Annotated in this window: 25 protein-coding genes; 14 read left to right on the forward strand and 11 right to left on the reverse strand. The window is 39.8% G+C overall.

The features are described 5' to 3' along the window. The first annotated feature begins 67 nt into the window (after positions 1-67). Positions 68-1,198, forward strand: coding sequence for a DUF6051 family protein (locus J1N10_RS02225; RefSeq protein WP_262325045.1), 1,131 nt, complete (start codon positions 68-70; stop codon positions 1,196-1,198). An 82-nt stretch (positions 1,199-1,280) separates the two neighbouring features. Here J1N10_RS02225 and J1N10_RS02230 read toward each other — a convergent pair whose 3' ends face one another. Continuing rightward, positions 1,281-3,305, reverse strand: coding sequence for a transketolase family protein (locus J1N10_RS02230; protein ID WP_262325046.1), 2,025 nt, complete (start codon positions 3,303-3,305; stop codon positions 1,281-1,283). Positions 3,306-3,627: 322 nt separating this feature from the next. Between J1N10_RS02230 and pdxB the strand changes: the two genes are divergently transcribed. Further along, entirely contained in the window at positions 3,628-4,764 is a 1,137-nt protein-coding gene (gene pdxB, locus J1N10_RS02235) for a 4-phosphoerythronate dehydrogenase PdxB (RefSeq protein ID WP_262325047.1), read from the forward strand. A gap of 59 nt (positions 4,765-4,823) precedes the next feature. Here pdxB and J1N10_RS02240 read toward each other — a convergent pair whose 3' ends face one another. After that, a complete protein-coding gene (locus tag J1N10_RS02240) occupies positions 4,824-6,170 on the reverse strand; it encodes a cyclic 2,3-diphosphoglycerate synthase (RefSeq protein WP_262325048.1) in 1,347 nt (448 codons plus the stop codon). A gap of 166 nt (positions 6,171-6,336) precedes the next feature. Between J1N10_RS02240 and J1N10_RS02245 the strand changes: the two genes are divergently transcribed. Further along, entirely contained in the window at positions 6,337-6,936 is a 600-nt protein-coding gene (locus tag J1N10_RS02245; protein WP_262325049.1) for an acyl carrier protein phosphodiesterase, read from the forward strand. Between the two features lie 105 nt (positions 6,937-7,041). Here J1N10_RS02245 and prmC read toward each other — a convergent pair whose 3' ends face one another. Then, a complete protein-coding gene (gene prmC, locus J1N10_RS02250; RefSeq protein WP_316044916.1) occupies positions 7,042-7,938 on the reverse strand; it encodes a peptide chain release factor N(5)-glutamine methyltransferase in 897 nt (298 codons plus the stop codon). Between prmC and ribD the strand changes: the two genes are divergently transcribed. Next, positions 7,930-8,982: a bifunctional diaminohydroxyphosphoribosylaminopyrimidine deaminase/5-amino-6-(5-phosphoribosylamino)uracil reductase RibD gene (ribD, locus tag J1N10_RS02255; protein WP_262325051.1), complete on the forward strand. Its 1,053-nt coding sequence runs from the start codon at positions 7,930-7,932 to the stop codon at positions 8,980-8,982. The two genes, prmC and ribD, sit on opposite strands and share 9 nt — an antisense overlap. A 29-nt stretch (positions 8,983-9,011) precedes the next feature. Further along, positions 9,012-10,475 carry a cardiolipin synthase gene (cls, locus tag J1N10_RS02260; protein WP_262325052.1) on the forward strand — a complete coding sequence of 488 codons (1,464 nt, stop codon included), beginning with the start codon at positions 9,012-9,014 and terminating at the stop codon, positions 10,473-10,475. A gap of 84 nt (positions 10,476-10,559) precedes the next feature. On the opposite strand, the gene J1N10_RS02265 is transcribed toward cls, so the two are convergent. The 3 genes from J1N10_RS02265 to J1N10_RS02275 form a co-directional block, all read right to left on the reverse strand. Beyond that, entirely contained in the window at positions 10,560-11,339 is a 780-nt protein-coding gene (locus tag J1N10_RS02265) for an SDR family oxidoreductase (RefSeq protein WP_262325053.1), read from the reverse strand. A gap of 238 nt (positions 11,340-11,577) precedes the next feature. Beyond that, entirely contained in the window at positions 11,578-13,857 is a 2,280-nt protein-coding gene (locus J1N10_RS02270; protein WP_262325054.1) for a patatin-like phospholipase family protein, read from the reverse strand. Between the two features lie 7 nt (positions 13,858-13,864). Next, positions 13,865-14,605 (reverse strand): TylF/MycF family methyltransferase, encoded by a 741-nt coding sequence (locus tag J1N10_RS02275; RefSeq protein WP_262325055.1) that lies wholly within the window; start codon positions 14,603-14,605, stop codon positions 13,865-13,867. 193 nt (positions 14,606-14,798) lie between these two features. Here J1N10_RS02275 and J1N10_RS02280 point away from each other — a divergent pair, with 193 nt between their 5' ends. From J1N10_RS02280 to J1N10_RS02290, 3 genes are read left to right on the forward strand one after another with little or no spacing between them, the layout of a single operon-like run. After that, positions 14,799-15,644 carry a DUF2975 domain-containing protein gene (locus J1N10_RS02280; protein ID WP_262325056.1) on the forward strand — a complete coding sequence of 282 codons (846 nt, stop codon included), beginning with the start codon at positions 14,799-14,801 and terminating at the stop codon, positions 15,642-15,644. A gap of 1 nt (position 15,645) precedes the next feature. Next, positions 15,646-15,864 carry a helix-turn-helix domain-containing protein gene (locus J1N10_RS02285; RefSeq protein WP_262325057.1) on the forward strand — a complete coding sequence of 73 codons (219 nt, stop codon included), beginning with the start codon at positions 15,646-15,648 and terminating at the stop codon, positions 15,862-15,864. Positions 15,865-15,894: 30 nt separating this feature from the next. Continuing rightward, positions 15,895-16,863, forward strand: coding sequence for an isoaspartyl peptidase/L-asparaginase family protein (locus J1N10_RS02290; RefSeq protein WP_262325058.1), 969 nt, complete (start codon positions 15,895-15,897; stop codon positions 16,861-16,863). Positions 16,864-16,939: 76 nt separating this feature from the next. Here the strand turns inward: J1N10_RS02290 and lysA are convergent, their stop codons facing one another. Together lysA and J1N10_RS02300 are read right to left on the reverse strand one after the other, a co-directional pair. Continuing rightward, positions 16,940-18,094: a diaminopimelate decarboxylase gene (lysA, locus tag J1N10_RS02295; protein ID WP_262325059.1), complete on the reverse strand. Its 1,155-nt coding sequence runs from the start codon at positions 18,092-18,094 to the stop codon at positions 16,940-16,942. A 7-nt stretch (positions 18,095-18,101) separates the two neighbouring features. Further along, a complete protein-coding gene (locus tag J1N10_RS02300) occupies positions 18,102-19,415 on the reverse strand; it encodes an aspartate kinase (protein WP_262325060.1) in 1,314 nt (437 codons plus the stop codon). Positions 19,416-19,696: 281 nt separating this feature from the next. Between J1N10_RS02300 and yihA the strand changes: the two genes are divergently transcribed. From yihA to J1N10_RS02330, 6 genes are all read left to right on the forward strand, one after another. Continuing rightward, positions 19,697-20,293 (forward strand): ribosome biogenesis GTP-binding protein YihA/YsxC, encoded by a 597-nt coding sequence (yihA, locus tag J1N10_RS02305; protein WP_262325061.1) that lies wholly within the window; start codon positions 19,697-19,699, stop codon positions 20,291-20,293. A gap of 140 nt (positions 20,294-20,433) precedes the next feature. Then, positions 20,434-21,372 (forward strand): ribose-phosphate pyrophosphokinase, encoded by a 939-nt coding sequence (locus J1N10_RS02310; protein ID WP_262325062.1) that lies wholly within the window; start codon positions 20,434-20,436, stop codon positions 21,370-21,372. A gap of 93 nt (positions 21,373-21,465) precedes the next feature. Continuing rightward, the gene (locus J1N10_RS02315; protein ID WP_262325063.1) at positions 21,466-22,041 is read left to right on the forward strand and encodes a 50S ribosomal protein L25/general stress protein Ctc; all 576 of its coding nucleotides are present in this window, start codon (positions 21,466-21,468) and stop codon (positions 22,039-22,041) included. A gap of 90 nt (positions 22,042-22,131) precedes the next feature. Then, positions 22,132-22,752: an aminoacyl-tRNA hydrolase gene (pth, locus tag J1N10_RS02320; protein WP_262325064.1), complete on the forward strand. Its 621-nt coding sequence runs from the start codon at positions 22,132-22,134 to the stop codon at positions 22,750-22,752. A gap of 7 nt (positions 22,753-22,759) precedes the next feature. Next, a complete protein-coding gene (locus J1N10_RS02325) occupies positions 22,760-23,152 on the forward strand; it encodes an RNA-binding S4 domain-containing protein (RefSeq protein ID WP_262325065.1) in 393 nt (130 codons plus the stop codon). 10 nt (positions 23,153-23,162) lie between these two features. Beyond that, on the forward strand, positions 23,163-23,705 hold the full coding sequence (locus tag J1N10_RS02330) for a DUF4924 family protein (protein WP_262325066.1): 543 nt from the start codon (positions 23,163-23,165) through the stop codon (positions 23,703-23,705). Here the strand turns inward: J1N10_RS02330 and J1N10_RS02335 are convergent. The 3 genes from J1N10_RS02335 to J1N10_RS02345 form a co-directional block, all read right to left on the reverse strand. Beyond that, positions 23,702-24,058 (reverse strand): thiol-disulfide oxidoreductase DCC family protein, encoded by a 357-nt coding sequence (locus J1N10_RS02335; RefSeq protein WP_262325067.1) that lies wholly within the window; start codon positions 24,056-24,058, stop codon positions 23,702-23,704. The genes J1N10_RS02330 and J1N10_RS02335 overlap by 4 nt on opposite strands. A 1-nt stretch (position 24,059) precedes the next feature. Then, positions 24,060-24,251, reverse strand: coding sequence for a hypothetical protein (locus J1N10_RS02340; protein ID WP_262325068.1), 192 nt, complete (start codon positions 24,249-24,251; stop codon positions 24,060-24,062). A 154-nt stretch (positions 24,252-24,405) separates the two neighbouring features. After that, positions 24,406-25,689 (reverse strand): OmpA family protein, encoded by a 1,284-nt coding sequence (locus J1N10_RS02345; protein WP_262325069.1) that lies wholly within the window; start codon positions 25,687-25,689, stop codon positions 24,406-24,408. Positions 25,690-25,705: the final 16 nt, after the last annotated feature.

Raw genomic sequence — 25,705 nt, forward strand, 5'->3', positions numbered from 1 at the left:
ATTGTTGACTTTGTTTGCATTCGAAGATGTAAATGAACAATGGAACATCGCCTATTTATGAAACTCCATGAATTATTTTTTTCTATATCAAACTCTGAAGGCACAGTTTTCATCAGGAGCTGCCACACACTCTCCTGGTGAAAGTGCTTTTGGTTATTATACGCATGAGTTTCATTCCAAATCTTCACTCACTTTTAAGGGTGGTGTAACTTCTCCATTTGATGTTGAATTAATCGATAGTGTTACTAATACTAATTTTACTTATCCCATTTTTCATCCGTCAAGAGGTAAAAAAACTGAAGGCTGTATTATTTTGTTGCATGGCTTAAATGAGCGCAGTTGGGAAAAGTATTTGCCTTGGGGGTATCAGTTGGCTAATTACACTGGTAAAACCGTTATTTTGTTTCCGATAGCCTATCATATGAATCGTTCGCCAAAGGCTTGGTGCGATCCTCGTCAAATGAACTCCTTTGTTAAGGAACGTCAATTATATGTGCCGCAGGTGAAGAGCTTAAGTGTGGCTAATGTCGCATTGAGTGAGCGCCTCACCAATCACCCGGAGCGGTTCTTGTTATCAGGTTACCAGGCTGCTAATGATTTATTAGATTTAGTTGCTTCAATAAAAGCCGGTACGCATAATTTCATTAAAAAAGATGCCTCGGTGGATTTCTTTGCTTATTCAATTGGTTCCTTTTTGTCGCAAATACTATTTCTTGCGCATGGTGAAAAAGAATTAGCCAATAGCCGTCTGTTTATTTTTTGCGGAGGTAGTGTTTTTGAAGATTGGCAAGGCGTGTCGAAATACATAATGGACAGCAAGGCTTTTGAACGCCTACATGAATATTACAATAGTAGCGACGAACTTACACATCAGGAAGTAAGTGAAGTGGTTAATCATACCGCACTCGGGCAATCATTTGTTGATATGCTCTCATCCAGAAACCTGAAGAAAAGAGGTGAGGGTTACTACAGTGCGCTTAAAGGCCGCATTTCAGCCGTTGTTCTTAAGAACGATAGTGTGGCGATTGTGGATAAAGTCAAACAAACATTAAAAGGAATACGCGTAGATGAGTGGGATTTGAATTACAAATACTCACACATTACGCCGTTTCCATTGCTTTCTAATAAATTGGTAAATCAAGTCAATGAAGCTTTTGAAAAATTGATGCTTCGGGCATCTTTGCTTTTTACAACTTAAGAGAATGGGATTGGCTTGAAAAAAAGGGTGACTGGTTAAACGTAACCATCACCCTTTTTTAGATTGTATCGTAAGTATATACTTATTTTCCTAACATTTCAGAAACCTGGTTAAACACATTCTCACCAGTAAATCCGAATTCTTTATCAAGAACAGTGTAAGGTGCCGAGTAACCAAAGTGGTCTAAGCCCCATACTTTACCATTGGCGCCCACTAAACCTTCTAAGGTCACAGGTAAACCGGCCGTCATACCAAAACGAGGTGTTTCGGCTGGTAACACCATTGCTTGATAAGCTGCGTCCTGGTTGCGGAATAAGCCTTCAGAAATAACTGAAACAACATTCACTTTCAAGCCTTTCTGCTCGCGCAATAGCTTCGCACCATCAACTAAAGTAGCTACTTCAGAACCAGACGCTAATAAAACAACATCAGGAGTATCGGCATCTTTTTCTACTATGTAAGCACCTTTTTCAGCCTGAAGTGCCATGTCGTATGAGCTTCCTGGCAGGTTAGCAATATTCTGACGCGATAGAATCAAAGCAGTCGGCGTTTTGGTATTCTCCATGGCCATCTTCCAGGCAACGGTTCCTTCGTTTACATCAGCAGGACGAAGCACTAACATACCATTATCGCCACGGTGATTTTTCAACTTCTCAAGCAAACGAATTTGTGCTTCCTGCTCAATTGGTTGGTGAGTAGGACCATCTTCCCCAACACGGAAGGCATCATGTGTCCAAACATACTTCACTGGCAATTGCATCAAGGCAGCCATACGCGCTGCTGGCTTCATATAATCAGAGAACACGAAGAAAGTACCACAAGCAGCAACTACACCACCGTGCAATGCCATACCGTTAGCAATTGCTCCCATGGTTAACTCAGCCACACCAATCTGAAGGAATGCACCTGAGAAATCACCTTTTTTGAATACGGTTGTTTTCTTTAAGAAACCATCCGTTTTATCTGAGTTGGCCAAATCGGCCGACATCACAATCATGTTTTCAACCTGCTCGGCTAAAGTGCCTAACACAGTTGCAGAGGCTGCACGAGTTGCTGCACCAGCCTTTTGCTCGATAGCAGCATAATCAACATTGGTTTCACCAGTGATGAATTGAGCCAGTTTAGCCGCCAATTCAGGATTAGCCTTTGCCCACTCAGCTTCTTCTGCTTTCTTATCAGCCACATAAGCAGCTTTGGTTTTGTGTGCTTCAGCATACAGCTCAGCTACTTCAGCAAAGATCTGGAATGGACTTTCAGCATCACCACCCAGGTTCTTGATGGTGTCGGCAAATGAAGCACCGGCAGCACTCAGTGGCTGGCCGTGCGTTGACACCATCTTTTCGAATGAGTTGCCGGCATCGGTAACAGCACCTTTGCCCATAATGGTTTTACCAATAATTAAGAAAGGCTTTTCTGTTTCAGCATTAGCTGCATCCAAAGCTTTGCGAATCTGATCGTGGTCGTTACCATTAATAGTTATGGTAGCCCAACCCCAGGCTTCGTATTTTTTAGCAGTATCTTCAATTGTAACATCGTCACAAACTGTTGATAACTGAATGTCGTTTGAATCATAGAACATTACCAGGTTGCTCAAGCCAAGGTGACCGGCAATACGTCCTGCTCCCTGAGAAATTTCTTCCTGAATACCACCATCAGAGATGAAAGTATATGTTTTGTGCGCCATCCACTCACCAAAACGAGCCACTAAGAAACGCTCTGCAATAGCAGCACCAACAGCCATCACATGGCCTTGTCCAAGCGGACCAGATGTATTTTCCACACCTCGTGGAAAATCAACTTCAGGGTGACCAGGCGTCGGGCTTCCCCACTGGCGGAAGTTGGCACAATCATCCATACTGTAGGTGCCGGTTAATGCTAAACCAGCATACAACATAGGCGACATGTGGCCCGGATCAAGGAAAAAACGGTCGCGGTTAAACCAGGTACGGTCTGCAGGGTCATAGTTCAGGTATTCCGAAAACAATACATGCATAAAATCTGCTCCACCCATAGCACCACCTGGGTGACCTGATTTTGCTTTTTCAACCATTGCGGCTGATAAAATCCGAATGTTGTCGGCTGCCAACTTTGAAATGTTCTTGTCCATTACGTTTTTAAAATTTTAAAATTTCATACAGTTCATGCTGTATGGAACACGTTGAGCAAAACGGTTTTATCCGGGTTACTCAACAGTTTTCTATTGTTGTTAATTTACCCTGTAAATACACAACAGCAGAACAGTCTTCAAACTGAGGGCAAAAATACACTTTTTCTAAAGCTGATAAAATTTTAATGTGTATGACTTTTGTTGTTTTTTCCTGATTTGCTAATCTTTAAGGAGCCTGGCGACGGGTACAATAGTTTATCCAGCCGATGAATTAAATGATTTGTAATGCTTAGATTTGTGCTCAAACAGAAGTGTCGTTCGTATGTTGAAAATAGTTGCTGACAATAAAATACCCTTTTTAAAAGGAGCCTTAGAACCTTATGCTTCAGTGCAGTATTTACCAGGTGCCGAAATAAATAATGATGTATTGAAAGATGCTGATGCGCTGATTACACGCACGCGCACCAAATGTAATCAGGAAACGCTGGGCGGCAGCACCGTTAAAATTATTACGTCTGCCACCATTGGCTTTGACCACATCGATACCAGATGGTGTGATCATAATGGTATTCGATGGACCAACGCCCCTGGCTGTAATTCCGGATCGGTGAAACAATATGTGGCGGCCGTTTTAGCCTTACTGGCTAAAGAAAAAGGCTGCCAACTAAAAGGAAAGTCCATTGCAGTAGTGGGTGTGGGTAATGTAGGAAGTAAAGTATCAGCCATGGCGAAAGCCCTGGGAATGACAGTATACGAAGTTGACCCGCCACGTGCAAGAGTAGAGAAAAATAAAGAATTCTATACGCTGAATAAGATTATAGGCAAAGCTGATATTATCACCTTTCATACGCCTCTGACAAAAGAAGGTGAAGATAAAACCTATCATTTGTGTGATGCTTTCTTGCTTTCTAAAATGAAGAAAGATGCCATCGTTATTAATTCATCGCGGGGTGAGGTAGTTGATGGAAACGCACTCAAACTGGTATTGCAGAATAATCAAATAGGTGATGCCGTGCTGGATGTTTGGGAGAAGGAGCCGGCGATTGATGCTGAGCTGCTTGATAAAGTATGGATTGGAACGCCACATATTGCAGGTTATTCGCAAGATGGAAAAGCAAAAGGAACCCAGATGAGTGTACAAGCCATTAGCCGCTTTTTTAGTTTAGGTATTGATGATTGGCAAGCTAAAGGCATGCCGCAACCAGACCAGTCTATTTTTACAATTAACTGTAAGGGATTAAGTGATGAAGCCATTATTGCAAAAGCCATTTTACATACTTATCCATTGAAAAGAGATGATGCTGATTTACGGAATGAAATAAGTGGTTTTGAGTATTTGCGTGGTGCCTATCCTGTTCGTCGCGAATTTCAGGCGTATACCCTTGAGCTGACTAATGGTAACACAGCAATACAAGATACTTTGCAAAAGTTGGGATTTTCAAAAGTTGAAATAAAATAAGGCGATCAAAACTTACGCCTGACCGCCCATAAAAATCCAGATATGCAATTGAGTATATTTTAAACTTTACTAAGCTTTAAGTTATGGACATTAATAAACTCTTTAATGGATTCGGTCATTGTTGGCTGACCAATTTCTTGTAAATCGTAATAAACACGCGTGTTAGGCTTGTTAATTTCAACCACTCGATTTAAGTCAATTGGCGTTCCGATTATAACGGAATCACAAGGCACATTATCAATAGTAGCCTGAAGGTCTTTTACCTGTTCTTCGCCGTAACCCATGGCTGGCAACAGCGTTCCAATGTTGGGGTAGATGCGATACGTCTCGGCCAATTTACCTACCGCATACTCGCGGGGATCAATAATTTCAGCAGCTCCAAACTTATTGGCAGCTACGGTTCCGGCACCAATTTTCATTTCGCCATGCGTTAGTGTAGGGCCATCTTCAATAACTAATACGCGTTTTCCTTTAATGGCTGAGATGTCATCCACTTTTATTGGTGAAGCACCATCAATGACAGTTGCAGTAGGATTTGCTGCAGCAATATTAGCTCTCAATTGATTAATATCTTCAGGAGCTGCACTATCCATTTTGTTAATGACAATAATATCAGCCATACGAAGGTTTACTTCTCCCGGATAATAAGATAACTCATGGTTAACGCGGTGAGGGTCTGCTACTGTGATTAATAAATCAGGTTTGTAGAACGAAAAGTCGTTATTACCACCATCCCAAAGTATCACATCACAACCATTTGGATCATTTTCAGCTGCATCTAATATGGCCTGGTAATCTACGCCTGCATAAATTACATTACCGCGGACCACATGAGGCTCGTACTCTTCCATTTCTTCAATGGTACATTTGTGGAAGGCTAAATCATCAACACTGGCAAAACGTTGTACTTTTTGCTTCACCAAATCGCCATATGGCATTGGGTGACGAATGGCAACAACTTTCAGGCCTTGTTCCATCAATAACTCAATAACACGGCGCGATGTTTGACTTTTACCACAACCGGTGCGAGTAGCACAAACAGCAATAACAGGCTTGTTACTTTTTATTTGTGTATCGTTAGGGCCTAGTAACATAAATGAAGCGCCTGCGGCATTCACACGAGCCGATAGGTTCATGACGCGATTATATGGTACGTCGCTGTACGAGAATACACAAACATCAGCTTCTTTCTCAATGATTAACTTTTCTAAGTCATCTTCGGCAAAGATCGGAATCCCATCCGGGTATAGTGAACCTGCTAACTCTGCAGGATACTTTCTTCCATCAATGTCAGGTATTTGAGCAGCCGTAAAGGCGACTACTTTATAATCCTGGTTGTCTCTGAAAAAGGTGTTGAAATTGTGAAAGTCTCTACCGGCCGCACCGATAATAATGGCTTTTTGCATAACTCTGTTGATTTGGTTAGTAAATATTAGGTGTTCGGTCCTCAATTGAGGTTTCTATAAAAATACCTGAAGGAAAGCTAAAAGACTAATTAAATGAACATGTTAAGAAACAGGATGTTAATATTGACATTAAAACGGTTATAAAGTAATTTTATATGTTTGCCTTATGAATTTTTTGGCTCATTTATATTTATCGGGCAATACCCCGGGGATACAAGTAGGTAATTTTATTGGTGATCATGTGAAGGGGCGCAACTACGAAAAGTTTGAACCAAGCATTAAGCGCGGCATTTTGTTGCATCGCAAAATTGACCATTTCACCGATACGCATCCAATTGTTAAACAAAGTTCAAAGCGTTTAAGTGAACGATTTGGTCGTTATTCCGGTATTGTTACCGATGTTTTTTATGATCACTTTTTAGGCGTTAACTGGGATGAACTGAGTGATTTGCCACTTAATAAATATGTGAATAGGGTGCATAAAATATTATTGCGTCATTATTTTAAGTTGCCAGCCGAGGTCAAGCGTTTTCTGCCTTTTATGGTAAAGAGCCGACGCTTGGAAACCTATGCCACGAAAGAAGGAATTGACCGAAGTTTGCGAATCATGACAAACTATTCATCTTTGCCCGACCATGTAGATTGGGCGATGCAGCAAATGGAAGAGCATTACCGGGATTTTAATACGGAATTTATGACCTTTTTTAAGGATGTAAGATTGATGGCGGAAGAAGAGATTAGGATGTTTGGATATGAGGATGTATGATGTAGGCATTCGATTTCGGGTTTTCTGTTCCGGGTTTATTCGATCTTACTTAGCAGTTTTTCAATTTACCTATTTTTCAGTTCCTCAATTCTTCAGTTCAACATTTTAGCCTTTTTGTGCTTTCATCATTCTATCCTTACCATTTAGGTCTTTGCGACATACAATGTTTTTATAACCTAGCTCATGTAACATTGATGTCATTTCTTTGGACAGGTATTCGTTAATCTCAAAGTAAAGAAGACCATGGGGGGGGAGCATTTTCTGTCCCAGTTGAGCAATGGTTCGATAAAAAATTAAGGGGTCATTATCCGAAACAAAAAGAGCAGAATTGGGCTCGTGTTTAAGTACGTTGGCCTCCATCATTTTCTTTTCCAATTCACGTACATAGGGAGGATTACTCACGATAATATCAAATATCTCATCCCCAGCCTGATGTTTAAGAATATCGATAAGCTGAAAATTGACATCTTGCTTCAACTGTTTGGCATTGCTTTTAGCTGTTTTTAATGCTGCTTCTGAAATATCCCATCCTGAAACAATTATGTCAGGCAGATTAGCTTTTAAGGAGATAGCAATACAGCCGCTGCCGGTTCCGATATCAAGCAACTTTTTATTTTGATGATTGTCGTTGATAATCCAGTGAACTAGCTCTTCGGTTTCAGGTCGTGGAATTAAAACAGATGGATTCACCATAAACTCCAATTCGTAAAATTCGGTTGTTCCAATAATATACTGGATGGGAATGTGGTGTTTCAGTTGGTCAATATGCGATTCTAACTGTGTGAGCTGAGTATCATCAAGCAACTCATTGCTCATCATAAGCAATTGTGTATTATCAGCCTTAAGCACATGCTGTAAAAGCAACTTTGCCATGGGTCTTATTTCTAACTCAGGGTAATAATCTTTTAGCTCTGACCGTAGCTTTGAACTAAACTGTTGAATCGTAGTGCCGCTCATTTTTTGTATCTTGAACGGCAAAATTACGAAACTCCGATGAATCATTTATCGCAAGAGGAAAAATACATGCAGCGCTGTTTGCAACTGGCCCAGCAGGCAGAAGGTAACACTTATCCCAATCCCATGGTGGGCAGTGTGATTGTATATAGAGGTAAAATTATTGGTGAAGGCTATCACCGCAAGGCCGGCGAGCCACATGCTGAGGTGAATGCAGTACATTCCGTTAAAGATAAGTCGCTCTTAAAAGATTCGACTTTGTATGTTAACCTGGAGCCCTGTGCACATTATGGTAAAACTCCGCCTTGCTCCAAATTGATTATTGACCATAGTATCCCCAATGTGGTAATTGGTTGTGTGGACTCTTTTTCTGAAGTATCTGGCAAGGGCATTGAAATGATGGAAAAGGCTGGAGTGCATGTAAAAGTAGGAGTATTGGAGCAAGAAAGTCTGGAGCTCAATCGGCGATTTTTTACTTATCACAATACGAAGCGACCTTATATCCTATTAAAATGGGCTCAAACACAGGATGGTTTTATTGATATTGAACGCAACGAGGATAACTACGGGCAACCAACCTGGATTACGAATGAATGGGCGCGACGAGCAGTGCATAAGCAACGAGCCAGCGAACAAGCTATTTTAGTAGGTACGCAAACTGCTATTAAAGATAACCCATCATTAACTGTGCGCGATTGGAGCGGAGAACAACCATTGCGCTGCGTGATTGATAAACGATGCCAGTTGACAAGTGATTATAAGTTGATGGATAATAGGCATCGAACCGTTGTTTATAACCTTGAGAAATCGGAACAGGTAGATTTGATTGACTATGTAAAGTTGTCAGAAAATGATTTCGTAAATCAGTTACTTAACGACTTGTGGCAGCGCAATATTCAATCCCTGATTATTGAGGGAGGTCGAGCTACTTTGCAATATTTTATTGATGCCAATTTGTGGGACGAGGCGCATCAGTACACTGGTGACGTCAGGTTTAGCCAGGGGATAAAAGCGCCTCAGTTATCAGGCAGACTAATCAGAGAAGAGAATTTTGGGTCGAGTAAATTACGGGTGTATCGCAATAATGTTTAAATTAACGGTAAGAAATCTGACCTCAGTATATGGACTTTATTGATAGTATTCCTCCTTTAGTCGTAAATATTGTAAAAATTGCCTATGTATTCGCCATGCTGGGCATTGTGTTTATTGTGATGCTTGAAAACCGAAGTCCGTTAAAAGCCATTCCCTGGATGTTGGTTTTGCTCTTCGTGCCTGTACTAGGCGTTGTTTTCTTTGTGTTTTTTGGTCAAAATCTGCGTAAAGAGAAAATTATCCGGCGTAAAGGATTAAAAAATCATGATCTGATACGGGAAATAGCGCACTCTCAAAGCCATAAATTGTCTGAAGGCAGTATGGATGATATGCCACGGATGGACAATAACAAAAAGCTGATTCAACTATTTCTAAATAATTCATCATCAATACTAACCATTGGAAATGAAGTTGATGTATTGAATAATGGAACAGAAACCTTTGATGCCATTATTGATGCCATTAAAAAAGCACGTCATAGCATTCATCTGCAGTATTATATTTTTGATCAGGATGAAATTGGCAATCAAATTCTTGATATTTTAAAGCAAAAAGCAAAAGAGGGCGTTGAAGTAAGAATGATTGTAGATGATGTGGGTAGTTGGGAGTTAAAACGTCCTTTTTTTAAAGAGATGAAAAGCTTCGGTATTGAGGCCTATAGTTTTCTGACTGTTCGTTTTCCTACTTTGACTTCCAAGGTTAATTATCGTAATCACCGTAAGATTGTGGTGGTTGATGGGGAGGTTGGATTTCTGGGAGGGCTCAATGTGGCTGACCGCTATATAAAAGGCAATCCGGCCTATGGCACCTGGCGCGATATGCACCTTCGTGTTAGTGGTGATGCTGTGAATGCGCTGCAATCGGTTTTCTTTGTTGATTGGTACTTTGTGAGTCAGAAAGATATAGCCGACCCTAAATATTTCCCTCATAAAAAGCCAGCTGGTGATAAAATGGTGCAAATTGTTACCAGTGGTCCCGACTCAGACTGGCCGGGTATTATGATGGGGTACTATCAAGCCATATCCAATGCCAGGAAATATGTGTATATCACTACACCTTATTTCATGCCGGGCGAAAGTGTACTGATGGCACTTAAAGCATCGGCTATGGGAGGTGTTGATGTGCGTGTTATCATTCCCGAAAAGAGTGATGCTTATTTTACAGCTTTGTGCACTAAGTCGTACATTAAAGAAATGCTGCTGGCAGGAGTTAAATTCTACTTTTATCAACCGGGCTTTTTACATAGTAAAATGATGGTGGTGGATGATGAGGTGTGCACAATTGGAACTACAAATATGGATTTCAGAAGCTTTGAGCAAAACTACGAAGTCAATGCCTTTATCTATGATGAGCAGAAAGCTAAAGAAGTAAAAGGCTATTTTATGGACGACTTAAAAGAGTCTTACTTAATTGACCTGGTTCAATGGCGCAAACGCCCTTACTGGCAAAAAGCAAAGGAGTCCTTTGCCCGCTTGTTTAGTCCGGCGCTTTAAAAGAAAGTCGAACTGTTAAATCGACGGACTAAGAAGCCCGTAATTCGGAACTGGAAACCGAAAACTATATCTCACATCCATCCATCACAATGTCGACTTCACGGCTCCACCCTCTATTGCATACACCTGTCCGGTAATGTATTCAGCCATTGGCGATAAAAGCCAGGCAGCCAGATTGCCCAGGTAATCGGCTCGTCCAAATTGTTTGGCCGGAATGGCATCTATAAAAGCAGCTTTGGCGGTTTCAAAATCTTGTCCGGTTAGTTGAGCTTTTTTATCAATTAATCGATTGATGGCAGCTGTATTATGCGAACCCGGCGCAATCATATTGAAATTGATGTTTTGTCCGGCTACTTCCTGCGATACCGTTTTCATCATGCCCACAACAGCCAGGCGCAATGATGTGCTAAGCACCAGGTTTTCGATGGGTTGTTTGACCGATGAACTTTCGATATAGACAATACGCCCATAGCGCTTGCTTTTAAAGTGAGGAATTAGCTTTTGAGTGAGTTCGACTTTCCAGCGCAGAATATTGCGATAGGCATCGTCCCAGTCGGACAAGCGAGTCTCTTCAAACAATTTGGCCGGTGGTCCTCCGGCATTAATCAGAATGCCATCAATCTGGTACTCATGTGCCAGACTAATTATGTTATTAATTGTATCCGGTGTTGTTACATCTCCTTTAACAGCTATAAAGTGGTGTTTATACTCAGCTTGTAACTTATCTAATCCTTCCTGTTGTCGTGCAATGCCGATAACCCTGGCGCCATCGTTCATTAGTGCGATGGCAGTGGCACGGCCAAAACCGGCAGTGGCACCGCAAACAACAAAAGTGTGGTTTTTAATCTGTAGATTCATGGTCATAAAGTTTCCATTTAATTACAAATAAAAGAGGAAAAGGTTTTAAATAGCCCGTGGTAATACCAACGTAGTTTAGTGAGGTGGTTAACCAGTTGGTGAACATTCACTCTAGTGGGGATTGTTTTTAGAGAGAATATATCTCCTAAGAAATGGGCGCGCTATAAAAATTATGGTTTACTATTCGTTACAGGTGTTGTTGGCTAACTATTTGTAGATAAGCCGAATAAAACATTTATATGTATCACATAAATGGATACCCGATGCTAAAATATGCCCGCGCTTTCCAGTCGTCGGTATTAGTACCAATACCTAAGGTAATAGGTCCAATGATACTGTTTATAGCAATTCCACCACCAAATCCAAGAACATGTTCTTTTGGGCCCAGATAGAAGTTCTGACCAACAAAATCATCATTGCCAAAGTTAGGAGCGTAAATACCATTGGTGACAGCGTGTGCATATACTGTCTTCGACAGGTTAAAATTAATCTTAAAACTGGCTAAACCGTAATTTTCTGCTACCAACTCACGGTAGTTTAAACCAACAAAGGCTGCATCGCCTGTACTGATGTTGTAGGCCGTACCTCCTATATAATGCATATCAAAGAAGGGAGCATCATCGGAAAAAGCAGCCAGTGAGATGCCAGTTTCGAAATGAACATTTTTAGACGGACTAAAGCACTTATTATAACGCACAGAACCTGCCAGATAGTGTTCGTTAGGCACATTGATATAAGGCTCCACGATTGCTTTGGCTGATTGCGTGCCGTTATAATAATCGTAAGCATTGTAATTTAGCTTGACGGCAAAGTGAATATGGTGACCTTTAGTAGCGAAAAATCGCTTGTTTAGTGTATTTCGATCAGCAATTAAAGTACCATATATAAAGCCATTTCCAAAACGATCAACGCCCTGATCGAAAATGTCAGATAGTCCTGATTCCTGACTTACGCGAACTTCTTCCCAGTCTACCTTCGCCATTATAAGACTACGTTCACTATACGAGAGGAATAAGCCAGCTCCACCTTGCATGCGATAATAGTTGAGTGTTCCGGCAGTTTTTAAATTTTCCTGATAAATAGATAAGGGAGTGCGTTCAAAGTATCCGTCTGCTATAAAACCAGTTCTCTGTTGTTCGCCCAGATAAGTGATTAGTTCTCCATGAATACGAGGTTTCTCCGAAATGTCGGCCGTGATGGATAAACGCGTATTTTTAAATAGCAGGTTACGAAAGGTGAGGTTGGTGATGATACCGGCTTTTAATTCATTATCGTAGTGAATAGAAAATTTGGCCTGTGCCAGGTTGGTTTCTTCCGTGTTGAAGACCAGTTTATAGGTCGAATCGGCGTGTGCAATATCGTAGGTAATGTATTTGTAAAATCGTGTTCCAATAAGTCGACGAACCCCTTTGTTGATATCCTCCAGGTTGACGGTGTCGCCTTTGTGAATGCCAAGTTTGGTAAGGAAGTAATTCTTCGAGACATGTTTCCGATTTCTTATCTCGATATCTGATATTAGGATATCAGTAGGAGTGTGTGAGTGTTGTGTTTTTTTGTGTGGTTCAATGCTGTTAAGAGAATCCGCCAGGTTTTTTAAATCATCAAATTGTTGACGGGCTGCTTGTTCTCCACGTTCAACGATTTCTAAACCATCGAAGAAACTGGCCGATGTAAAAGGGTGCATTTCTGGCGTTATCAGATAATCAGTTGCATTAATTGATTCTTCCAGGATAATATTGCTGCCAATCATGGCAGAAGTCATTAGTATTTCGGTTATGCTTCGTAGTTCATCTATTTTGGGTTTGTCGGAAGTACCTACATTGACACCTATAATAATATCGGCCCCCATTTTTTTACAGAGCAATACGGGAAAGTTATCTAATACGCCACCGTCAACCAGGTACATACTGTCTTTTTCAACAGGTGTAAATACAGATGGGATAGCCATGCTGGCACGCATTGCTTCTGATAAGTCTCCTTCTTTAAATACATAAGGTTTACCTTCAACTAAATCAACCGCAACACACCGGAAAGGAATTGGTAAATCATCGAAATAGTAGTGGTGCGACACATGCCACGTGAGGTTCGATAGCATCTCAGAAATGCGTTGTCCATGTACCATGCCGGGCGGTAGTTTTAAACCTTGTTTTGTGATGTCAAACTCTAGTTGAAAGCGGTTATAATCAGCTTTCTCTTCTGGAACCACATCGCTTAATGGGATTTGATCACTAAGCATGACTGCCCAGTCAACTGAATTGACAATAGAATCCAATTCTGAGGCCGAATAACCTGCAGCATACAATCCACCAATAATACTACCCATGCTGGTTCCGGTTATATAATCGGGTCGAATACCGGCTTCTTCCAATACTTTGAGTACGCCAATATGAGCCAGACCTTTAGCGCCACCTCCGCTCAGAACAAGGCCAATTTTTGGACGTGTTTTATTACTGTCCTGCGAAACAACAGATTGGTTAATCGTAAGGATCAGACAGATGAGGGATAGGATTAATTGCTTGCTCATTTTATATTTACTGACTGTTTTTGATTAAGACCACAGAACCATACATATCTGGTAATTCGACAAATATCTCGGGAATTTTCTGTTCAAATTCATCAACGGCTTTTTTAACGCCATCCCAGTTGTGGTTATAGTCATGAATAACTATAGCTCCGGCCTGGTTTAGTTTTGGATAAAAATAGTCCAAGGCATCAATGGTCGACTGGTAAAGGTCTGCGTCAATATGAACGAGTGAATAAAGATTTTCGTTCATGCCTTCTGTCGTTGCCGGAAATACACCTTCTTTAATAACAAGTTTAGTGTTGTCGCCATCGATGTATTTTAACACGTCATCGGGAGATGTATTATCAAATTGGACGGTTTGAGGCCTAACGGTACCATCGCAATCTTCTTTAATAACCTGCTTGGGAAGCCCGCTAAAACTATCAAATAAATAAAAATTCCTATCAGGCAACATATGATGGATTAGTTTGGCTGTTTCGCCTTTATAGACACCCAATTCGGCAATGTCTCCACCTATATTTTTATTGCTGATACGCTTGAGCTGCAGCCATAGTGAGTAGAAACGGATTTTATCTTTAAACTTTCGCTCTAGTTTTAGCAAGTCGTTATTGTGCTCGTTCTTCTTACGTGCATCGAGCCAGCTAAAAGGTTTAAATAGTTTATGTGTATAAAAGCTCCAAAAGTAGCTGAGCGCCATCAAAGCAACCAGGTTGATTAATACCAGGTTGAGAAACTGAATTAGTGTCATAATAATTTAAGCATCATAGGTTGTTAGCAAAGATAAGTCAAATTTAAATTACCAATTTTAAATATGTATCAACTGATTTAAATTATGAGTTAAGTGTTGTTTTTCTGACATAAGAAATGCATAATAAAGCATAGTTAATTATCGTTTTACAATAATTGTATGTATTATTGTTATCGAAAAACGATAATTAGCTATGGATAAAAATAGAAAAGGAGTATTTGCCTTTTTGCAAAGAATTACCAATTGGGGTTTTTGGATATGCCTGTTGGTATTGTTGTTGTCTGTTGCCTCAGAAATTTTCACTAGAGATGGTGCAATGGGTTCAATTTATATCGGGAACCACCATTCTAAGGGTTACTCAATTCCGGTAACAGTATTGCTCAACTATGCGGATTCTACCTTTGTTTATGGCAAAGATGAGCAAATAGACCATGCGTTAGCAGGTACCTATTCTTACTATAGACAAAGTACTATATTCGCTGACAGCCTTAGGCAAAGGGCAGTAATGAATGGATGTGAACTCAAATCATCTACGTATAATAATTTGACACAGTACCGAATTGGACAAAACAATGATGTAGCTAATTGGGAATATTATTCATTCGGAAATTTAGATGGTTTTTTAATTGCGAATACTTCAAAATGGAGTTTGAAAACGTTAATAATTTTGAATGCCTATCTGGGATTAATTTTTCTTGTATTGGTTTTTTATTGCCTTTCTGAATTTTTCTATAGTTTGAGGACGAACCTATCGTTTACAATTGCCACTTATAAAACTGTTAATCGGACAGGTTTGTTATTGCTTATATATGTTTTAATCCGTTTTTTGATATCGGTGGTGTTGGCTATATTCTCAACAAACATCTTTTTTGAGTCAATCACTGATGGGATACCTAATATTGTGGCACTTGATATAAATGTCAGACCTCGTATCGTTTTCGATTTCACATTGTTTTTAGTTGGTTTATCTTTATGGGGAGTAAGTGCCTTGTTTAAAAAAGGAGCTTATATAGAATCGGAAAATAATTTAACAATCTGATATGCCAATTATTATTAATTTGGATAAGATTTTGCAAAAGCGAAAAATGAAAAGTGCAGAGTTAGCTGCTTTGGTGGGTATTACTACCGCTAATTTGTCAATTTTAAAGACAGGCAAGGCAAAGGCTATTCGTTTTTCTACATTGGAAGCCATCTGTGAAGTGCTAAAATGTCAGCCAGGTGATATACTTGAGTATGTGAATGAAGTTAATAATATGTAATATAATTCTTTGCTAAAAAAACTAGAATACATGAAATTGATAAAATCCTTTTTATTGCTGTTGTTGGTATTAGTAGCCGCTTGTCAAAATCCTGAAAAGCCCGTGAAAGAATGGGCCATTGCATTACATGGTGGAGCCGGCAATATGGATAAAGCCAAATTTTCTGAGGCCGATATTAAGCATTATGAAGATGCCCTGCAGGAAGCTCTTGATATTGGGAAACAAGCACTGGCAGAAGGTCAGTCATCATTAGATGTTGTGGAGTTGGTGGTTCGCCAACTGGAAGATAATCCCTTATTTAATGCAGGTAAAGGTTCGGTGTTTACCAATGATGGACGCAACGAGCTGGATGCCGCCATAATGGATGGTAGCAACTTAAATGCTGGTGCTGTGGCGGGTGTTGGTGATATTCGTAATCCGATTAGCGCAGCACGATTGGTCATGGAAAAATCGCCACATGTATTATTAATCGGAAAAGGTGCCTCGTTGTATGCTTCCCAAAATGGAATAGAAACGGTGGATAGTTCCTATTTCTATACCGAGAAACGTTGGCAGCTGTTGCAACGTGCTTTGCAAAGAGCCGGCAAAAATGGAACCGTGGGCTGTGTAGCTCTGGATAAAAATGGCAATCTGGCTGCAGCCACATCAACAGGTGGAATGAATAACAAACGTTATGGCAGGGTAGGCGATGTGCCAATTATCGGTGCGGGAACCTATGCCAATAACAATACCTGCGCTGTTTCAGCAACAGGGCACGGTGAGTATTATATACGCTACACGGTTGCACACGATATTTCTGCATTAATGGAATACAAAGGTTTGAACTTGCAGGAAGCTTCTCAAACAGTTGTAAATGGGAAACTAAGTAACGAAGCCGGAAATGGAGGAATAATTGCTGTTGATAAAAAAGGTAACATCACCTTGGAGATGAATTCAAGCGGTATGTTTCGGGGTTGGGCCAATTCATCAGGGGATGAAGGCGTGGCAATTTTTAAATAAGACTAAAGATAATAGACATAAGATTCTGGATATTGATGAATCTTATGTCTTTTATCAATTGTCTTATGTCTAAAATCTATATTTCATCAGAATAGTAGGCCAAAGGTAGTGAACGCAAATTATAACGGTTGGCCATTATCTCACCATAAGCACCCGCCGAGCGAATGGTAATTAAATCACCTCGGTTGGTTTCAGGTAGCTCAACAGCCTTGCCAAAGCAATCGCTTGATTCGCAGATGGGGCCAACAACATCGTATTTTTCAACCGCTTTATCTGAACTCAGGTTTTCAATCTTATGATAGGCCTGGTATAAAGCTGGGCGAATAAGGTCACTCATGCCGGCATCTACAATGGCAAACTTGGTGTTCACACCATTTTTAACGTAAAGCACTTTTGTTAGAAGTGAGCCACATTGAGCCACAATCGAACGTCCTAGTTCAAAGTGCAGTTCCTGCCCTGGTTTTAACTCCAGAAATTCGTCAAATAATTTGAAGAAACTCTTAAAATCCGGAATGGACTCTTCATCTGGCTCTTCGTAGTTAATGCCTAAACCTCCACCAACGTTAACCACTTTAGGAAGAATCTGGTGACTGATAAACCATTTCTGTAATTCATTCACCCGAATGCAAAGGTCTTTAAATGACATTAAGTCCGTAATTTGTGACCCAATATGAAAATGAATGCCTTCCAACTCAATATTGTTAAGTTGTTTAAGTACAGCAATGACATTTTCTAAATCCCATTGATTAATGCCAAACTTATTCTCTTCTAACCCGGTAGTGATATAATGGTGCGTATTGGCATTAACGTTAGGGTTGATGCGCAGCGCTACTTTAGCTACTTTACCTTTTTTTTCAGCTAATTCGTTAATGATTTCCAACTCAGGAATCGATTCAACATTAAAGCAGGCAATGTTGTTGTCTAAACCAAGATTGATTTCCCAATCGGCTTTACCAACACCTGCAAAAACAACTCCATCGGCATCAAAGCCTACTTCTAAAGCCTTTTGTACTTCATAACCACTCACACAATCTGCTCCAAAACCCGCATCTTTAATCGTAGTAAGAATGCGATCGTTAGCATTGGCTTTTACTGCATAATGAACTTTGAAACCATAAATGTTAGCTTCTTTTTTGACAGAGTTCAGTGTTGCATTTAGCAAATCAATATCGTAAAAATAAAATGGTGTTTGAAGTTGATTTAAGGCATCAACCGGAAAATTAAAATTCATTCGTTTGCTAATTAAAAAGTTTATCACTCAATAGGTTTAAAGCTTGCTTTTTGTCCTGCGCATTGATCAGCAAAGATAAATTAAAATTGCTTCCCCCGTATGATATCATACGAATTGATATATTTTTTATGGCATCAAATATTGTATTGGCATACCCTCTGTTTTCAGCAATCAAATCTCCAACAACACACACAATTACCTGGTCGTGGTCAACTTCAACAGTTCCATACTTCTTCAGGTCGTTAACTATTTCGTTTAGGTGCTTGTCGTCATCAATGGTAACCGAAACGCCAACCTCCGATGTTGTAATCATGTCAATGGGGGTTTTGTAGCTTTCAAATATCTCAAACACCTTTCGCAAGAAACCGTAGGCCAGTAACATGCGGCCAGATTTAATTTTGATAGCTGTAATGCCATCCTTTGCTGCTACAGCAGCCATGCGCTCTTTATTCTGTTTCGAAGAAATAAGGGTTCCTTCGGCTTTAGGAGCCATGGTATTTAATAAACGAACCGGAATATTAGCCAGTTTAGCCGGTAGTACGCTTGTTGGGTGAAGGATTTTTGCTCCGAAATAAGCCAGCTCCGCGGCTTCGTCAAATGACAGTTCTTTGATACTCTGGGTATTCTCAACGTAGCGTGGATCGTTGTTGTGCATGCCATCAATATCAGTCCAAATCTGTATTTCATCTGCCTGAATAGCTGCGCCAATCAAAGATGCGGAATAATCACTGCCTCCGCGTTGTAAATTGTCAATCTCACCAAAGGCATTTCTGCATATGTAACCTTGTGTGATGTATATTGTATGACCACCTTCTTCTGTGATAAGGTTCTGGATGTTTTCTTTGATGTAGTTAATATCCGGCTCATTGTTTTTGTCAATGCGCATATAATCTAAAGCTGGTAAAAGAGCCGAGTCTTTTCCGTTCTCCTGAAGAAAATAATGGAATAAGGCCGTTGAAATAAGTTCGCCTTGTGCCAAAATCGCCTTTTCTTCAAAAACAGTGAACATGTCGATAGTAAATGAGCGAATAAAGTTAAAGTGCGATTTGATTAGCTCTTTACCTTTATTAATGAACTCTTCACTTTTGTATAATTGCTCAACCTCTTGCTCATATTTCTGTTCGAGGTTGTTGATAATTTCATTGGCGCCGTCGTGGTTCTTCTTATATAAGTAATTGGCAATTTCAACCAGGCTGTTGGTAGTGCCCGACATAGCCGATAATACAACGATTTTCTGATGACCGTTATCAATAATTTCGGCTACTTCTTTCATGCGTTGAGCTGAGCCAACCGATGTTCCACCAAATTTTAGTACTCTCATTTCAAATCTCAATAATGATTATTCACAATAACTTATTGGCAAAATTATAAGATTTATAGGCACATTGTCTAAGTATTTAATAGAAATATGATGCTATGGATTTTGATTATTAACAAATTAGGTGCGCCAGCAAGAAAAACAACTAAAAATAACAAAAAGTTAAAAAAATAACAACAAATATTATTTTCATGATATTTGTGTATTATTTAAAATTTTAAACAATCTGTGTGTTTTTACTTTCGCCAAAATGCGGCTACCTTTGCTGAAAATAAGAGAACTCCATGGAAATTCTTTCAGCTCAGTTTCATAAAAGTAGTGCCAAAGCCAGTCAATGTCCAAAAGAGGACAGGCCTGAATATGCCTTTATTGGGCGCTCAAATGTTGGAAAATCATCGTTGATTAATAAGTTATGCAAACGTAAGGCCTTAGCCAAGATATCATCGACGCCAGGTAAAACACAACTAATCAATCATTTTGACATTGATGGAAAGTGGTACCTGGTAGATTTGCCCGGTTTTGGTTATGCAAAAGTTTCTAAAACTATCCGATCTACATTTGGAGCGCTTATCACCGATTATATTTCGAACCGTAAGAACCTGATGTGCTTATTCGTTTTAATCGATTCGCGCATACCCATGCAGGAAATCGATTTGGTGTTTATGAATTCCATGGTTGAAAATGGCGTACCCATCGCTATTGTGTTTACAAAAACAGATAAACTGAATAAAACGCAATATGCCACCAATATGAAGGCATACGAAGAGAAATTACTGGAATATTGGGAAGAATTACCACCGGTGTTTTATACATCTGCAAAAAGTGGTGATGGCAGTGAAGCCGTGCTGGATTTTATCGAGGATTTAAACTCAAAGTGGTAAGGTGCATTATTAGAGGTGCTTACGTTTGGGTTTTAACAATTATACTTTTTTATGAGATTTGTGCATGTTAAGAAAGTATGAATTGTTTACCTTTGCACCCACAAAGCAACATTGAAATAATCTGATAAACATCAATTTAAATGCCACCGAAAGCTCCAATTAAGATATTTGCGGGTACAAGTACCAAATATCTAGCTGAAAAAATTAGTCTTTGCTCGGGCCGAGAACTAGGAAGTGTTAACTGCTTGCGATTCAGTGATGGTGAATTTACAACCGCCTACGAAGAAACCATTCGAGGCTCTCATTTATTCTTATGTCAGTCAACTTTTCCTCCTTCAGATAACCTGATGGAGTTATTGATGATGATTGATGCAGCCAAACGCGCATCAGCGTACAAAATTGTAGCTGTAATGCCTTATTTTGGTTTTGCACGTCAGGATCGTAAAGATCAGCCACGTGTAGCTATTGGTGCTAAGCTGGTAGCCGATATGTTACAAGCTGCGGGTGTTGACCGCGTTATTACGATGGATTTGCACGCCGACCAGATTCAGGGATTCTTCAATATTCCTGTTGATCACCTGTATGCATCGTCTATTTTTGTGCCGCACATCAAACACATGAACCTGGAAGATTTGGTGATTGCTTCGCCTGATGTAGGTGGAACAAAACGTGCGCATACATACGCCAAATTTCTGGAAACGCCTATGGTAATTGGTCATAAGCACCGTTCAAAAGCTAACGTTGTTGATGAGTTGCGTGTGATTGGTGATGTAAAAGGTAAAAATGTTATCATGGTTGATGACATGGTTGACACAGCCGGAACATTAACCAAAGCCGCGGATATGATGTTGGAAGCTGGTGCAAAAAGTGTAAGAGCTTTCTGTACTCATGCTGTGTTGTCGGGGCCTGCTTATGAGCGTATTGAGAATTCTGGTTTGTCTGAGTTGTATGTAACGGATTCTATTCCTTTAAAACAGCAGAGCGATAAGATAAAAGTATTGTCGGCAGCTCAACTTTTTGCTGATACAATCGAAAAAGTATATAATTATCAGTCAATAAGTAACCAATTCATATTATAAAGTATTATCTTTGCAGCCGCTTTAAGGCAAGCGTGTGATGGGAAATTAAGCCTCACATGGTTATAATTTTGAGTAGCACTTAAAAAAAGAATTATGCAAACAATTGAAATTAAAGGTACTGTACGTACCGAAGTTGGTAAAAAATCAACTAAAGCTTTACGCGCAGCAGGTCAGGTACCTTGTGTTATTTACGGAGGAGAAGGAAACGTTCACTTTACAGCTCCTGAGGCTGAGTTCCGTAAAATTATTTACACACCAAACGTATACATTATCAATGTGAACGTTGACGGAACTGTTTATCCTACTATTCTTCAGGATTCACAATTTCATTCTGTAAAAGAACAATTACTTCACGCTGATTTCCTTTTGGTAAAAGAGGATAAGCCAGTTGTAATTGAAATTCCAGTTAAATTGGAAGGTTTTGCCGAAGGTGTTCGTGCCGGTGGTAAGCTTCAGTTAGAGAAGCGTAAATTGAAGGTAAGAGCTTTAGCTAAAGATTTACCTGATACATTAAATATCAACATTGACAGCCTTGGACTAGGTAAAACTATTCAGGTTGGTCAGTTATCATTCGATAACCTTGAGTTATTGAATGCTAAGAATGCTGTAGTAGTTGCTGTACGTTTAACACGTGCTGCCCGTGCTGCTGCCCAGCAAGCTGCAGAGTAATAATTACACTCTATATAAGAAACCTCCATACGCTTGTGTGGAGGTTTTTTGTATTTTAGTCATTCATTGTTTTTGAAACATTACTTATCCATGCTGAGGTTATTTAAAATATTCTCTAAAAAGGAAAAAGATAATACCCCACCTGAGATGAAATATCTGATTGTAGGTTTAGGAAATATTGGTGAAGAATATGATCAAACACGTCATAATGTTGGATTTGAAGTGTTAGATGCGATCGCCAAACGGAATGAGATTAAATTTGAAGAGGAGCGCTATGGTGCTGTTGCCCGATACAAATTCAAATCGAGAAGTTTTATTATGCTGAAGCCCAATACGTATGTGAACTTAAGTGGGCGAGCGATTAATTACTGGATGCAGAAGGAGAAAATTCCTTTGAATAACCTTTTGGTCGTCGTTGATGATTTGGCTTTGCCTTTTGGTACATTGCGTCTTAAAACAAAGGGAGGTGATGCTGGGCACAATGGATTAAAAAGCATCCAAAGCTCATTGGGAACAGCCTCTTATTCGCGTTTGCGATTTGGTATTGGAAACGAATTTTCGCGTGGTAAGCAGGTTGATTTTGTTCTGGGGAAATGGACCGATGAAGAGTGGCTGGAACTGATGGAACGAACCAAAGTGGCTGAAGAGATAGTAAACGCCTTTGCGACGATTGGCGCCGGAAGAACGATGAGTCAGTATAACAACAAATAAATGCGACATGGCGGATTCAAGTGTCAGAATAGATAAATATTTATGGGCAGTTCGCTTATTTAAAACGCGTAGTATTGCAGCCGAAGCTTGTAAAAAAGGCAAAGTGTCGATGAATGGAATGACCGTTAAATCATCGCGTGTTATTAAAGCAGGAGATGAAATAGATATTCGTATCCCACCAATTACTCGTCGTTTTAAAGTGTTAGATGTTGCTGAGAAACGAATGGGAGCCAAGCTAACACCGGATTTTGTAAAAGATATTACACCACCAGATCAACTTGAGATGTTAGAGTTGGCACGATTAGCTAGTAGTGCCAATCGCGATCGGGGAATGGGGCGCCCGACAAAGAAGGACAGGCGTGATTTAGAGAAATTGCAAGAAGGGGATTGGGATTTTTAAAGCATAAACTATGATTATAGCACAACAAAAGAAGAAGGAGAATATCATTGAATATGTACTGTATATGTGGCAGGTCGAAGACTTAATCCGCGCTAACCAGTTGGATATGGCTTTAATCGATAAACATATTATTCCCGGCTATCAGCAAAGTGATGATGTATTGCTGGAGATACGTGACTGGTGGGCTAATTTAGCAGAGATGATGCGATTGGAGAATAAGAAGGAAAAAGGCCATCTTCAGATTAATATCAACACTGTTAATGATGTTAACCGCTTGCATAATCAATTGTTGAAAACACCTAACGAAGTCGCTTATCAGCATTTGTATAATAGTATGGCCGCTACTATTCAGGAGTTTGATAACAAATCAGGTAATGTGCTTGAGAATGATATTGAAATTTGCCTGACCGCAATCTATAGTTCGTTTTTAATGAAACTGAAGAACCAGGAGGTGTCAGCTCAGACCAATGATGCCATTAAATTATTTAGTAGGTTGCTGGGAGCTTTAGCGAAAAAATATAAAGAAGAGCTGGAAGGTAAGCTCGACCTTTAATTGATGACGCAGCTTGATTGACCAAACCACCTATACCTGTTTCTGGCAAAAGAGTAGTAAAGTTTATCCAGCAGTTTGCCTGGGAATAGTTTTAATATGAATGCTGGTATTTTGAAAATACCACCCGTATCATTTAAGACTTTAATTGCTGCTTTTCCAGCTTCAGAAAAGGTATTAGACGAAACAACCATTAATTCAGCCGGAACAGAAGCTGTAACTACTTGGTAGGGGATAAAGCTGAGTCTTTGTTCTGCCTTCGAAGTTTGTATGAGAAACCTGACAAAAGAGGTGCAAAATCCACATTGTCCATCGTAATATACAATCGGTTTTGTTATGTATTTATCAGTTTCCATTTTAAATACTTCGCAATTTGGGCTCCGTTGTATTTCTTGGTTCACTTTCTTCGCAGTCATCGCAACAATTGTTATTTTGATCATTTTGTAAATAGGAGCTGGCATTGGCTACAAAGCCTGTGTTTGAAAATAGGTCGAATATAAAGTCTTTATCGCTAACTTTTTGACAACATTGTTGTATTTGCTTATTCATAGCTCATTGTTTAAGGAGGTTATACAATACTTGTAATTTACCGCTTAAATCACTCATGCAAGTTAAGTCAGTATTACGTTCTTATTAAAAGAGGTGTAATCGAGAAAATAATATGCGGCTATAAGAAAAACAGCGCTTTTAAAATTAGGTTCATTTATGGTTTAAAAATAACCACATCGGCGCGACGGTTTATCATTCTGATGGCTGAGCTTTTCTCCTTGTTTTTGGGTAAGAGCAGATCGTCTTCACCTTTCGGAATCAGTGTAAAGCGATTTTTATCAATACCTAAATCATCAACAAAATAAGACAATACCGCTTCGCATCTATTCTTACTGATTTCAAGATTTTCTTCTGAACTATCTCTACTGTCGTTGTATCCGTATATGTCAACTGTAGAGCGAGGGTTCTTCGTCATGTATAAACCAATTGTCGCTAAATCTACCTGGTCTTTTGTGTCGAGTTCGCTCTCGTATGAGTCAAAGTAAATGGAAACCATGTTGTTACTGCCATAAATGCGACTGGCATGGTGTTTCACTTTTACAGAGTCGATTTTAATAACCCGCTTCGATTCATACTGTCGAAGCTGCTCCTGTAGTTCAGCCACTTCATCTGCTAAAGGATCTTTTTTAGGCTTATCAAATACATTAAAGCCATAGCCACGATGCGTCCAGCGAGAGTGGCGCTTATTTTTCTTACCTATTTTGTAGACCAGGTGGATATTGGTATACCAGTATTTATCATTGTTAGCTCCAAGTAATATATAGTCCAGTTTGTCCTCAATAGACCAACGCATCGATGTTTCAAAGGCAATGTCGAAGCTGCGATTGATTCGCCGTTGTAAGCCAAGCGATAAGGGTGTCACAATTTCATTGGCACGAGCGGTTTCTTTATATGGATCGTCTTGAGAGTAGCCCAGAACGAGATAACTTGTTCCTGCTCTGTTGGTAGCTACTTCGCCTGTTTCAGTGTAGTGAACACGCGTGCGGAAAGATGCCATTCCAACGCCAAGTTTTAAGTACAGGTTCCACTTGTCATTCATGGGGCCAGGATAAGCAAACCATTGGTTGATGTAGGTGATGATACCGACAGAGTAGTCAATGATATTTCCAGTATTGTAATATGTTTCGTTGCCAACATGAAAATCGCTGGACATCACCATAAAATCGAGTGCCCAGGCAGGATGAATTTGTTTATCAACTTTAATCATTGGACCCAATTTCCAATGTTTGTCGGGTAAAACAGCATATGAAGTTAAGTCGTTTTGCATTATCATAGGGCCGTAGCCAAAAGCAATTGACCAAGTATTAAATTTCTTCTCTTTTGAATAACGTTGATGTTCTTCCAACTGGCGATGATCCGTTGTAAATTGAGCCTGCATAATTGTTGTGCAACACATCAATGCTAGAAATAATATGGCTTTAAAAGGATGCTTATCCATACACGGTTCAATTATA

Source organism: Carboxylicivirga litoralis, assembly GCF_025499605.1.
Classification (GTDB): domain Bacteria; phylum Bacteroidota; class Bacteroidia; order Bacteroidales; family Marinilabiliaceae; genus Carboxylicivirga; species Carboxylicivirga litoralis.